Annotated in this window: 8 protein-coding genes and 5 tRNA genes; 3 read left to right on the forward strand and 10 right to left on the reverse strand. The window is 61.4% G+C overall.

Features of this window, described 5'->3' with window-relative positions; all coding sequences use genetic code 11:
- Window positions 1–656: 656 nt before the first annotated feature.
- From ACQ4WP_RS16370 to ACQ4WP_RS16400, 7 genes are all read right to left on the reverse strand, one after another.
- A tRNA-Ala gene (locus tag ACQ4WP_RS16370) sits at window positions 657–732 on the reverse strand.
- A gap of 50 nt (window positions 733–782) precedes the next feature.
- Window positions 783–858: transfer RNA gene (locus ACQ4WP_RS16375), tRNA-Glu, on the reverse strand.
- A gap of 51 nt (window positions 859–909) precedes the next feature.
- A tRNA-Ala gene (locus ACQ4WP_RS16380) sits at window positions 910–985 on the reverse strand.
- 134 nt (window positions 986–1,119) lie between these two features.
- Window positions 1,120–1,195, reverse strand: a tRNA-Glu gene (locus ACQ4WP_RS16385).
- Window positions 1,196–1,262: 67 nt separating this feature from the next.
- Window positions 1,263–1,338 (reverse strand) — tRNA-Ala (locus ACQ4WP_RS16390).
- A gap of 124 nt (window positions 1,339–1,462) precedes the next feature.
- Entirely contained in the window at window positions 1,463–2,869 is a 1,407-nt protein-coding gene (gene gltX, locus ACQ4WP_RS16395; protein ID WP_436522409.1) for a glutamate--tRNA ligase, read from the reverse strand.
- Between the two features lie 68 nt (window positions 2,870–2,937).
- Entirely contained in the window at window positions 2,938–3,849 is a 912-nt protein-coding gene (locus ACQ4WP_RS16400; RefSeq protein ID WP_436522411.1) for a LysR family transcriptional regulator, read from the reverse strand.
- 102 nt (window positions 3,850–3,951) lie between these two features.
- On the opposite strand from ACQ4WP_RS16400, the gene lysA reads away from it, so the two are divergent.
- Window positions 3,952–5,190, forward strand: coding sequence for a diaminopimelate decarboxylase (gene lysA, locus ACQ4WP_RS16405; protein ID WP_436522413.1), 1,239 nt, complete (start codon window positions 3,952–3,954; stop codon window positions 5,188–5,190).
- 72 nt (window positions 5,191–5,262) lie between these two features.
- The gene (locus ACQ4WP_RS16410; RefSeq protein WP_436522415.1) at window positions 5,263–6,825 is read left to right on the forward strand and encodes a phospholipase D family protein; all 1,563 of its coding nucleotides are present in this window, start codon (window positions 5,263–5,265) and stop codon (window positions 6,823–6,825) included.
- A gap of 7 nt (window positions 6,826–6,832) precedes the next feature.
- On the opposite strand, the gene ACQ4WP_RS16415 is transcribed toward ACQ4WP_RS16410, so the two are convergent.
- The 3 genes from ACQ4WP_RS16415 to apbC all read right to left on the reverse strand — a co-directional run bounded on the left by ACQ4WP_RS16415 (window position 6,833) and on the right by apbC (window position 10,234).
- Entirely contained in the window at window positions 6,833–8,509 is a 1,677-nt protein-coding gene (locus ACQ4WP_RS16415; RefSeq protein ID WP_436522417.1) for an alkaline phosphatase family protein, read from the reverse strand.
- A gap of 142 nt (window positions 8,510–8,651) precedes the next feature.
- Window positions 8,652–9,059: a DUF4399 domain-containing protein gene (locus ACQ4WP_RS16420; protein WP_436522419.1), complete on the reverse strand. Its 408-nt coding sequence runs from the start codon at window positions 9,057–9,059 to the stop codon at window positions 8,652–8,654.
- An 86-nt stretch (window positions 9,060–9,145) separates the two neighbouring features.
- Complete coding sequence (apbC, locus tag ACQ4WP_RS16425) at window positions 9,146–10,234, reverse strand: iron-sulfur cluster carrier protein ApbC (protein ID WP_436522421.1); 1,089 nt, start codon at window positions 10,232–10,234, stop codon at window positions 9,146–9,148.
- A 160-nt stretch (window positions 10,235–10,394) separates the two neighbouring features.
- On the opposite strand from apbC, the gene metG reads away from it, so the two are divergent.
- Window positions 10,395–12,551, forward strand: a complete 2,157-nt coding sequence (gene metG / locus ACQ4WP_RS16430; RefSeq protein ID WP_436522423.1) for a methionine--tRNA ligase — start codon at window positions 10,395–10,397, stop codon at window positions 12,549–12,551.
- Window positions 12,552–12,558 lie beyond the last annotated feature (7 nt).

Genomic DNA, 12,558 nt, shown 5'->3' on the forward strand with positions numbered 1-12,558 from the left:
CCTTGCCGTTCAGCTAGCACTTCCCCTTGCCCGGTGTGCAGAGGACTTTCACCTCCAAGTCACTCAACTAACCACCACAGTCAGTCGAGCCGCGCTCGCGCGCGTCGCGCCATGCCTGGCGCACCAAAAAAAAAGCCGCCCGAGGCGACTTTGATTTATTCACTACCTGTTTCTGCGCTGTTGGTGGAGGTAAGGCGGGAGCTAAGCGCTGACCTCTTGCATGCCATGCAAGCGCGCTAACAGCTTAGTCACACTCCCCCGAGGAGTATGGCGGAAAGTGTCACGGAAATAAAAAAAGCCGCTCAAGGCGACTTTAATTATCATGTGACTTCTGCGCTGTTGGTGGAGGTAAGCGGGAGCTAACCGCTGACCTCTTGCATACCATGCAAGCGCGCTAACAGCTTAGCCACATTCCCCCGAGGGGTATGGCGGAAAGTGTCGCAGAAATAAAAAAAGCCGCTCAAGGCGACTTTAATTATCATGTGAATTCTGCGCTATTGGTGGAGGTAAGCGGGAGCTAACCGCTGACCTCTTGCATGCCATGCAAGCGCGCTAACAGCTTAGCCACATTCCCCCGAGGGGCATGGCGGAAAGTGTCACAGAAATAAAAAAAGCCGCCCAAGGCGACTTTGATTATCGTGTGACTTCTGCGCTGTTGGTGGAGGTAAGCGGGATCGAACCGCTGACCTCTTGCATGCCATGCAAGCGCTCTCCCAGCTGAGCTATACCCCCCGGGCGCAGAAACACTGCTACTTCTTTACAACCAGAACACCAGACTGAACTGGCGTCCCCAAGGGGATTCGAACCCCTGTACTCACCGTGAAAGGGTGATGTCCTAGGCCTCTAGACGATGGGGACCTTGGTGCTACATTTTTACTTCTACAGTTTGCCACTTTACTTCTGCGCTGTTGGTGGAGGTAAGCGGGATCGAACCGCTGACCTCTTGCATGCCATGCAAGCGCTCTCCCAGCTGAGCTATACCCCCCGGGCGCAGAAATAATAAAAGCCGCACTTGGCGACTTTGTTCCACTACTTGCTTTCCATCCAGATTCCGCTTTTTACGGGCCTGAACTTACAACAATCAGTACAAACAACTGCCACTACTATACCACAACTACCTGGCGTCCCCAAGGGGATTCGAACCCCTGTACTCACCGTGAAAGGGTGATGTCCTAGGCCTCTAGACGATGGGGACCGCGGAACTTCCAAACAACAACTGCACCACTTCAACGACTAACAAAACCTGACTGCGATTTTGCTGCTGGTGGAGGTAAGCGGGATCGAACCGCTGACCTCTTGCATGCCATGCAAGCGCTCTCCCAGCTGAGCTATACCCCCGTTGGTGCAGAAACAAGAGTATAGCAAAGAAGTTTCACTCTGCAAATACCCTTTTTCGTCTATGAGCAACTTTTCATAGGGGCGGTTTCTGCACTGCATTTACACGTTCAATTCGGCGCAGCGATTACAGCCACTTTGCCAGGCGCGCCAGCACGGTGTCGCGGCCGAACATCACCACCACCTGGTCGATGGCCGGCGTCTGCAGCTGGCCCGTCAAAATCAGGCGCAAAGGCATGGCCAGCAGCGGCATCTTGATGGTGTTGGCGGCCAGCACTTCCTTGATCATGGCGGCGACGGCTTCCTTGCTCCACTCCACCGCGGCGATGCGCTCGGCAAACTGCGCCAGCACGGGCTTGATGGCATCCGTGATGTGCTGCGCCGCCAGTTCCGCTTCCGGTTGCGGCGCGCGGAAGAACAGCATCGAGGCGGCAGCCAGTTCATTGATGGTGTTGGCGCGCTCTTTCATCATGCCCAGCACTTGCGCCAGGTCTGGCGCGCCTTCGAAGACGGCGCCGGCGACCAGCATTTGCGGGCGCGCCAGGTCGGCCAGGCGGGTGTTGTCGGCCTGCTTGATATAGTGGTTGTTCAGCCAGGCCAGTTTTTCATTGTTGAACTGGGCCGCCGATTTCGACAGGTGGTTCAGGTTGAACCACTCGCAGAACTGCTCGGTCGAGAACACTTCATCGTCGCCATGGCTCCAGCCCAGGCGCGCCAGGTAGTTCAGCATCGCTTCCGGCAGGAAGCCCTGCGCCGGGTAATCCATCACACTGACGGCGCCGTGGCGCTTCGACAGCTTCTCGCCGTCCGCCCCCAAAATCATCGGTAGGTGGCCATACAGTGGCAGCGGTGCACCGATGGCGCGCAGGATGTTGATCTGGCGCGGGGTGTTATTGACATGGTCATCGCCGCGGATCACGTGCGTGATCTGCATGTCCCAGTCATCGACTGCCACGCAGAAGTTGTAGGTTGGCGTGCCGTCCGGGCGGGCGATCACCAGGTCGTCCAGCTCGCGATTGGAAATCGTGATCGCACCCTTGACCACGTCGTCCCACGTCACGTCGCCATCGAGCGGGTTCTTGAAGCGCACGACGGGCTTGCGGTCGGAGGGTACGGCCAGCAGGGTCTTGCCCGGCTCCGGGCGCCAGGTGCCGTCGTAGCGCGGTTTTTCACCAGCGGCGCGCATGCGCTCGCGCATCGCTTCAACCTCTTCCTGCGAGGAATAGCAATGATAGGCAGTGCCTTCAGCCAGCATCTGCGCCACCACTTCGCGGTAGCGATCCATGCGCTGCATTTGGTAGAACGGGCCTTCGTCGTGGTCCAGGCCCAGCCACTTCATGCCTTCGATGATGGCTTGCACGGCTTCCGGCGTGGAACGCTCCACGTCCGTGTCTTCAATGCGCAGCACGAAGGTGCCGCCGAAGTGTCGGGCATACGCCCAGCTATATAAAGCGGTGCGGGCGCCGCCCAGGTGCAGATAGCCGGTCGGGCTGGGAGCGAAACGGGTACGGACGGGAGTAGCGGTTGTGGTCATCGAAGTAATCAGGCTTTGAAGTAAAACGCCATTTTACTCTGTTGACCGCCGCCGCTCCACAAGCGCCGTCACAGCTGCAGCAAGCGCCTTTTCACTTCGTCCGCCTGCGCATGCAGCGCCTGCTCGAACAGGGCGACCAGTTGCGACAAGGGCCGGTGCAGGGGCTTGACCAGACTCACAGTGAACGGCAAGGAAACGCCGAAGCGGCGAATCTGCAAGCCCTGCCCCGCATAGTCCAGCGCCGTGAGCGGATTGACGATGGCCAGCCCCACGCCTTCGCGCACCATGGCGCACACAGAAGCGGCGCTGTGCGTATCGAGCGCCATGCGCCGCTCCACGCCGGCCTGCGCGAAGATGGCGTCGATCTGCTGGCGGTAAGGGTCGACGGCGGCCAGGCTGATGAAAGGCTGGCCCGCGAAGTCCGCCGGCAGCAGCACGGTTTTGCTTGCGAGCGCATGGCCGTCGGGCAGCACGCACACTTCATCGACGGACATCAGCGTATCGAGCGCGGTGCCCGGCGGCGCATTGCCCACTTCCGTCAGGCCGATATCGTGGCGCTGCGCGGACAGCCACTCCTCCAGCAGCGGCGACTCCTGCGGCGTGATGCTGATGCTCACCTTGGGAAAATCGGCGGCGAAGCGCTTGCAAGCCTGCGGCAGCAGCGACTGGGAAAACACGGGCAGGCAGGCGATCGACAGCTGCCCCTGGTCGAACTGGCGCAAGGCCGCCGCCGTGCTGACGATGCGCTCCAGGCCGAAATACGCGCGCTGCACTTCCTCGAACAGCTGCAGCGCCTGGGCCGTGGGACGCAACCGCCCCCGCTCGCGCTCGAACAGCGTGAGGCCCGTCAAGTGCTCGAGGCGCGCCAGCTCGCGGCTGACGGTGGGCTGCGAGGTGTGCAGCATGGCGGCGGCGGCCGTCACGCTGCCCGTCGTCATGATGGCGCGAAACACTTCGATATGGCGCAAGGAGATAGTCATGGTCATATCATAAATGAATAAGGTATGCCTAAATGGATATTTTATATTCGAAGCACAATCGGCCATCATGCAGTCATCTCCTCATTCCCCCGAAAGCACACGATGAAGCCCGTCAACGACCAGACCCTCGCCCAACTCGCCCAGGAACACGGCACACCCCTGTGGGTGTATGACGCGGCCACCATCCGCGCGCGCGTGGCGCAGCTGGCGCAGTTCGACACCGTGCGCTTCGCGCAAAAGGCCAACTCGAACATCCATCTGCTCACCTTGATGCGCGAAGCGGGCGTCCACGTGGATGCCGTCTCGCTGGGTGAGATCGAGCGCGCGCTGCAGGCTGGCTTTACGCCGGCGCAAACCAACGGCGCGGCCGGCGTGGTATTCACCTGCGACCTGTTCGACCGCGCCACCCTGGCGCGCGTGGCGGCGGCGAAAATCGAAGTCAATTGCGGCTCCGTCGACATGCTGCGCCAGCTGGGCCCAGTGTCGCCCGGCCACCGCGTCTGGCTGCGCATCAATCCCGGCTATGGCCATGGCCACAGTAACAAAACCAATACGGGCGGCGAAAACAGCAAGCACGGCATCTGGCATGAAGAGCTGCCAGAGGCGCTGGCCGTCATCCGCGCACATGGACTACACCTGGTGGGCCTGCATATGCACATCGGCTCGGGCGTCGACTACAGCCACCTGGAAACCGTCTGCGGCACCATGGTCGACCTGGTGAAAAACATGGGTCATGACCTGGAAGCCATTTCCACGGGCGGCGGCCTGTCCGTGCCTTACCGCGAAGGCGAGCAGCCCGTCGACACGGACCACTACTTCCAGCTGTGGGATGCGGCGCGCAAGCAGATCGAGACGCACCTGGGCCACGCCGTGCACCTGGAAATCGAACCGGGCCGCTTCCTCGTGGCAGACGCGGGCCTGCTGGTAGCCGAAGTGCGCGCCACCAAGCAAATGGGTGGCAACCACTTCACCTTGTTAGATACGGGTTTCAATGAACTGATGCGCCCCGCCATGTACGGCAGCTACCATGAAATGTCAGTGATTGCGCATGACGGCCGCGTTCTCGATGTGCAGCGCGCCACCGTGGTCGGCGGCCCCCTGTGCGAATCGGGCGACGTCTTCACCCAGCGCGATGGCGGCGTGGTCGAAACACGCCTTCTGCCTGCAGCGCAGGTGGGCGACTACGTCGTCTTCGAAGGCGCGGGCGCGTATGGCGCATCGATGTCGTCGAACTACAACAGCCGCCCGCATGCGGCCGAATACCTGGTCGATGGCGCTGCTTCGCGGCTGATCCGCCGCCGCCAGACGGTGGCCGAGCTGATCGCGCTGGAACAGTTCTAAGCGGTTTCCGATACCCGCCCCATGCGGGCATGGGCATCTGCTAACATCGGGGCAACTCGATGAAAGTGCACCATGCCCGCCACCACTCTTGCCCGCCGCAGCGCCAGCTTGCTGCTGCCCCTGCTGCTGCCCGCCGTCCTCGCCGGCTGCGTTTCACTGCCTTCGCTGGAAGGCCGCAGCGCGTCGACCGTCATGGCCGATACGGTACACACCCAATTGGCCACGGCCATAGCCCCCATGGTGGCGCAGCATCCCGGCGTGTCCGGCATTTACCCGCTGGTCGACGGGCGCGACGCCTTTGCCGCGCGCGCCCTGCTGGCCGCCGCGGCCCAGCGCAGCCTGGACGTGCAGTACTACATCTGGCACAAGGACATCACGGGCACCCTGCTGTTCGACGCCCTGCGCCAGGCGGCCGAACGGGGCGTGCGCGTGCGCCTGCTGCTCGACGATAACAACACGGCGGACCTGGACCAGACATTGACGATGCTGGGCAAGCAGCAGAATCTGGAAATCCGCCTGTTCAATCCCTTCGTGCCCCGCGCGCCGCGCGCGCTGGCCTTTGCCACAGATTTTTCTCGCCTCAACCGGCGCATGCACAACAAATCGTTCACGGTCGATAACCAGGCCACCATCGTCGGCGGGCGCAATGTGGGCGATGAATATTTTGGCGCGGCCGGCGATGTGCTGTTTGCCGACCTTGACGTGCTGGCCGTCGGTCCCGTCGTCGACGACGTCTCGCAGGATTTCGACCGCTACTGGAACAGCGCCTCGGCCTACCCGGCCAGGCTGCTGCTCACCAGCCCTGTCGAGGGCGACGCGACCACCATCGCCGCCGAGGCGGACCGCATCGACGATACCAAGGCGGCCGAGGAATACGTGCAGGCGCTGCGCACCTCGCCCTTCGTCAAGCAGATGATGGAACGCACCCTGCCCTTCGAATGGGCGCGCACGCGCATGGTCAGCGATGACCCGGCCAAGGTACTGGACAAAGCCCGGCCAGGCACGGGCGTGGCGGAAAACCTGCAAAACCTGCTGGGCGTGCCGGAAAAGGAAGTGGATCTGGTATCGCCGTATTTCGTGCCAGGCAAATCGGGCACCCAGGCCTTTGCCGACCTGGCAAGTAAAGGCGTGGGCGTGCGCATCCTGACGAATGCGCTGGAAGCGACCGACGTGGCGGCCGTGCATGCGGGCTATGCGAAATGGAGGAAACCGCTGCTGGAAGCGGGCGTGCTGCTGTACGAGTCGCGCCGCTCGTGGGAACGGGGCGATGCGCGCGAACAACCGGGCCGCTTCGGCAGCTCCGCATCAAGCCTGCATGCGAAGACCTTTGCCGTCGATGACCGGCGCATCTTTGTCGGTTCGTTCAATTTCGATCCTCGTTCGATCGAGTTGAACACGGAAATGGGCCTCGTCATCGATAGCCCCGCGCTGGCCAGCCAGCTGGGGCAAGCCATGCGCACCACCATCCCGCAGCGCGCCTACCAGGTGCTGCTCGACGCCGACGGCGCGCTGTACTGGCTCGCCCGCGACGCCAGCGGCACCACCACGCGCTACGACACGGAACCGGGCACCAGCGTGTGGAAGCGCATGGGAGTGGCGATTCTGTCGGTGCTGCCGATCGATTGGCTGCTGTAACGAGCGGCTAGCGCACCGCTTCCGTCAGAATCCGCCCTTCCGACGCCGATGGCTGGCGGATGCGCAGTAAATGGGCCAGGGTCGGGGCGATGTCGACTACTTCCGCGTACTGGCCATAGGCGCCCGGCTTGATCCAGCGGGGGCCGAATACCATCAGCGGCACGTTCGTGTCATACGTGTACGGCGTGCCATGCGAAGTGCCGCCAACGCCCTTGCCGAAGTACCAGGCAGGCTTTGTGACTACCATCAGGTCGCCCGACAACTGGCGGTTCCAGGCGCGGCGCATCAGGGTGTCCATGCGCGTGACCACCGCCCCTGTTTCCATCTGCGTGCGCGTGTAGACTTGCGCCAGGCCGTCCTGCTGCAGCAGGAAACGGGCCGCCGCGTCTTCCAGGGCGGCGCGATTGACGCCGCTCTTTTCCGCCAGCGCGTAATCGAGGTAGATATTCGGCAGCGACGACGTCGTCACCAGCTTGTCCACGCCCAGGGTCGTGGCCAGGTGCTGGCTCAAGGCATCGACCAGTTTGGCGCCGTCGATGCGCCTGGCCGAGAAGCCGCGCGTTTCGGCAAATTCCGGCACGTTGGCAAAGCCATGGTCGGCCGTCAGCACCACCAGCACGTTGTCCATGCCGACTTTTTTATCCAGGTCGGCAAAGAAGCCGGCCAGCATGCGGTCCAGGCGCTGCAGGTGGTCGTGCGACATCTTGCTTTCCGGGCCATAGGCATGGTTCACATAGTCGTGCGCGGACAGGCTCACACCCAGGATATCGGGCACGCCGGCCGGGTTGCGGCCCAGGTTCTCGCCATCGATGGCGGCGCGGGCAAATTCCAGCGTCAGTTCATCGAGGAAGGGGCCGGACTTCAGACGGCTGTAGTACTCGCCATCGAGCTTGCCGCTGTCGCTGTAGTAGGCAAACGGGAAGGTGTTGCGCGTACCCGGCTTGGCCGGCACCAGATCATCACGGGCGTCGCGCGCATAGGCAGAATCGGCCAGCAGCGGCGTCCAGCTCTTGCCATAGTAGCGATCCTGCGGCTTGCTGGCCTGGTAGCGCTGCACCCATTGCGGATGCTGCTGCATGTAATAGGTGCTGCTGGCGAAGTTGCCCGTCTTTTCCATATACATGTAGGCCGTGCCCGTTTTCCCGGCCAGCAAGATGGCGCCCCGGTCCTTGCCCGACACCGTGACGACCTTGGCCTTGTCGCCCGTGGAATAGCGCAGCTCGTCGCCCAGGGTGCTCACGCGCAGCTTGGTTGGCGCGGTGCCGTCGTCGGGCTGCGTTGCTTCGCCGATGTAGTGGAAATTGCCATCCTCGGTGCAGTACACGGATTTTTTCGTCACGGGGTCGATCCAGTTATTGCCGATTACGCCATGCTGGTACGGGTAGGCGCCCGACAGGACCGCCGAGTGGCCGATGGCGGTGACCGTGATGCCATGCGCCTGGTGCGCATCGCTGAACCACGCGCCCTGCTCCAGCAGGCGGCGGAAACCGCCCTGGCCAAACTGGTCGCGGTAGCGCGTCACCTGTTCTTGCGGCAAGCCATCGACCACCAGCACCACCACCAGCTTCGGCTGCGCCACAGTGGCCGGTGCTACCTTGGCGGCCTGCGCCTGGCATGCCGCCACGCCAGCCACCAGCAGCAGCGCATGCGCCAGTTGCCGGGAAAGGGAGAAATTCTTGCTCATATGCACTCATCCAAAGTTAGGCCACCGGCCAGCATACGCCGACTATATGACGCAATGATGACAAGAGACAACAATATGAAAAAGGCCAGGTTCCATCGCTGGAACCCGGCCCTGGCAGCCCTGCCTGGAGACAGGCGGGCGATTACTTGACCGTCACCTTGATGCTTTTGCTCAACTCCGCCCCATACGACTGGTGCGCGCCGTTGGCGAACTGCATGGTGAGCGTGTACTGGCCTGGTGGCAAGGTGACGTCCGTTTCCGTCTGTCCTTTGCCGAAATGCAAATGTTTGTCATCCATGGGTATCATCTCACCCGCCTTCATCGGCCCCATATTGATAAGCAAATGATGGTGACCCGTCTTTGCCGTCATGTCGCCGGCCGGCTTGATGTCCATGCCGCTGACGGCAAATTTCACCTTGAACGGACTGCTGACGGTGGCGCCGTCAGCCGGTTCCACGAACGAAACGGATTGGGCGAAAGCGCTGGCGGCCAGCAGGCTGCCAGCGATCACGGCTGCAGCTTGGCGCAGGAATACGGTGGTCAATTGCATGATGTCTCCTCTTGTTTAGTAACAACACGGACTGCATGAAACCATCCCCTGCTGACACTGGCGCAGGAGAGCGCCAAGCCCAACGTTTAATCGTTTTTGATGACGATCGACGGGAATTTACTTGTCATATCCTTCGCCTTTTCCGCCACCTTGATCGCGATGGTGCGGGCGATCTGCTTGTAGATGACGGCGACAGGGCCGTCCGGCTCGGCCACGACGGTCGGCGTGCCGGAATCGGTCTGCTGGCGTATCGCCATGGTCAGCGGCAAGGCGCCGAGGAATTCCACGCCGAAGTCGGCGCACATCTTCGCGCCGCCGCCCGCACCGAAGATTTCTTCCGCATGGCCGCAGTTCGAGCAGATATGCGTGCTCATGTTTTCCACCACGCCCAGGATCGGAATGCCGACTTTCTCGAACATTTTGAGACCCTTGCGCGCGTCCAGCAGCGCGATGTCCTGCGGCGTCGTGACAATCACGGCGCCGGTGACGGGCACTTTTTGCGACAGGGTCAATTGAATGTCACCCGTGCCTGGCGGCATGTCGACGATCAGGTAGTCGAGGTCGCGCCAGTTGGTCTGGTCCAGCAACTGCTGCAACGCTTGCGTGACCATCGGGCCGCGCCACACCATCGGTTCGTCCGGATCGATCATGAAGCCGATCGACGACACTTGCAGGCCGTGGTTTTCCATCGGTTCCATGCTCTTGCCATCGAGGGTCTTCGGCTGGCCGCTGATGCCCAGCATCATCGGCTGCGACGGGCCATAGATATCGGCGTCGAGCATGCCGACGCTGGCGCCTTCGGCCGCCAGGGCCAGGGCCAGGTTGACGGCCGTCGTCGATTTACCAACGCCGCCCTTGCCGGAAGCGACCGCAATGATGTTTTTCACGTTGCTCATCGGCTTCAAGCCGCGCTGCACCGTGTGCGAAATGATTTTTGACGAGACGCCCACGCTGACATTGCCCACGCCCGGCAGCACGCGCAGGGCGGCCAGCACGGATTTGCGGATCAGGTCGATCTGGCTTTTGGCGGGGTAGCCCAGCTCGATGTCGAGCGAAATGTCATTACCATCGACTTTCAGATTCTTGACGGTTTTGCTGGAAACGAAATCTTTATGTGTATTTGGATCAATAACCTGGGCCAGCGCGGCCTTGACGTCTTCTACTGTGATGCTCATGTAAATCTCCGTGTGTACTACATATGTGCAATACGCGCAGTCTAGCGCAAAATCGCCAAGCGCGATAAAGACAAAAGCATCACTTGCCAGCGCTGCATCTGCTCATATTGCGCTTCCGCTGTTAAAATGTCCTATTATCCATCCCAAAAGTGCATCAATCATGACTCGCAAGCTGTTCGTCACCACTGCCCTGCCTTACGCAAACGCCGCTTTTCACATTGGCCACATCATGGAATACATCCAGGCTGATATCTGGGTCCGGTTCCAGCGAATGCAACGCGATGGCGCAGCCGGCCGTGAAGTGCACTTTGTGGGCGCCGACGATACGCATGGCACGCCCATCATGATCGCCGCCGAAAAGGAAGGCATCACGCCGCAGCAATTCGTCGCCAACATCGCCGCTGGCCGCGCCCAGTACCTCGATGGCTTCCATATCGCCTTCGACAACTGGTATTCGACCGATTCGCCGGAAAACGTTGACCTGTCGCAATCGATCTACCGCAAGCTGCGCGATACGGGCCTGATCGTCACGAAAACCGTCGACCGCTTCTTCGACCCCGTCAAAGGCATGTTCCTGGCCGACCGCAACATCAAGGGCGAATGCCCGAAATGCGGCGCCAAGAACCAGTACGGCGACAATTGCGAAGTGTGCGGCGCCGCTTACCAGCCAACCGACCTGGTCAACCCGTTCTCGGTATTCACCAACGCGACGCCCGTGATGAAGCCGTCGGAACAGTATTTCTTCAAGCTGTCCGACCCGCGCTGCTTCGAATTCCTGAAAAGCTGGCTGAATACGCCAGGCCGCTTGCAGCCGGAAATGGTCAACAAGGTCAGCGAATGGCTGGGCGAAGCGGGCGAAAAGCTGGCCGACTGGGATATCTCGCGCGACGCGCCCTACTTCGGCATCCCGATTCCCGATGCGCCGGGCAAGTTCTTCTATGTGTGGATGGACGCGCCCGTCGGTTACCTGGCCAGCCTGAAAAACTATTGCGACAAGAAAGGCCTTGATTTCGACGCCCTGCTGAACGATCCTGCCACGGAACAAATCCACTTCATCGGCAAGGACATCGTCTCCTTCCACTTGCTGTTCTGGCCCGCCATGCTGAAATTTGCCGGCCACCCCGTAATCGACAAACTGAAAGTCAATGTCCACGGCTTCCTGACGGTCAATAACGAAAAGATGTCGAAGTCGCGCGGCACGGGCATTTCGCCGCTGCGCTACCTGGACCTGGGCATGAACCCGGAATGGCTGCGCTACTACATCGCCTTCAAGCTGAACTCGAAAGTGGAAGACCTGGACTTCAACGGCGACGACTTCGTAGCCCGCGTGAACAGCGACCTGATCGGCAAGTACGTGAACATCGCCAGCCGCTGCGCCGGCTTCATCGCCAAGCGTTTCGACGGCAAGCTGGCATCAATGCTGTCGGAAGGCGCGCAAAGCTGGATCAACCGCGCACTGACGGTGGACGTCAACGGCGTCATCGTCGAGCGCCAGGCCAGCATCGCCGCGCACTTTGAAAACCGCGAATTCGGCAAGGCCTTGCGCGAGATCATGGAAATCGCCGACATCACCAACCAGTACGTCGATGAAAACAAGCCGTGGATCCTGGCCAAGGACGTCGAAAAAACGGCCGAACTGCACGACGTGTGCACCACGGCCCTGATCCTGTTCCGCCAGCTGACGATCTTGCTGTCGCCTGTGCTGCCGGGCGTGGCGAAGAACGTGGCCTCGTTCCTCAACGACGCTGAGTTCAGCTGGGCGGATACGCAAGTGTTCGGCGACGCCGTCTCGAACAGCATGCTGGGCCGTACCATCGGCGCCTACAGCCATTTGATGACCCGCATGGATGCAAAGATGATCGAAGCGCTGTTTGACGCACCGCAAGCGGCAGCTGCCATTGCCGCCCCAGCCGGCGACGCCGCGAACGATGCCGCAGCCCCTGCCGCGCAAGCGGCCGCCATCGAGGAACTGGCGCCAGAGATCAAGATCGACGACTTCCTCAAGGTCGACTTGCGCATCGCGAAAATCGTCAACTGCGAACTGGTGGACGGCTCCGACAAGCTGCTGCGCCTGACGCTGGATGCGGGCGAAGGCCGCTTGCGCAATGTGTTCTCCGGCATCCGTTCGGCGTATCAACCGGAAGAGCTGGTTGGCAAGCTGACGGTGCTGGTGGCCAACCTGGCGCCGCGCAAGATGAAGTTCGGCATTTCGGAAGGCATGGTCATGGCCGCGTCCGCCGCCGACGAGAAGGCGAATCCGGGCATCTACATCCTGAACCCGTGGCCGGGCGCCGAACCTGGCATGCGCATCCGCTAAGGACCGA

It is taken from the genome of Janthinobacterium lyxosi (genome assembly GCF_051380665.1).
Classification (GTDB): Bacteria; Pseudomonadota; Gammaproteobacteria; order Burkholderiales; family Burkholderiaceae_D; genus Janthinobacterium.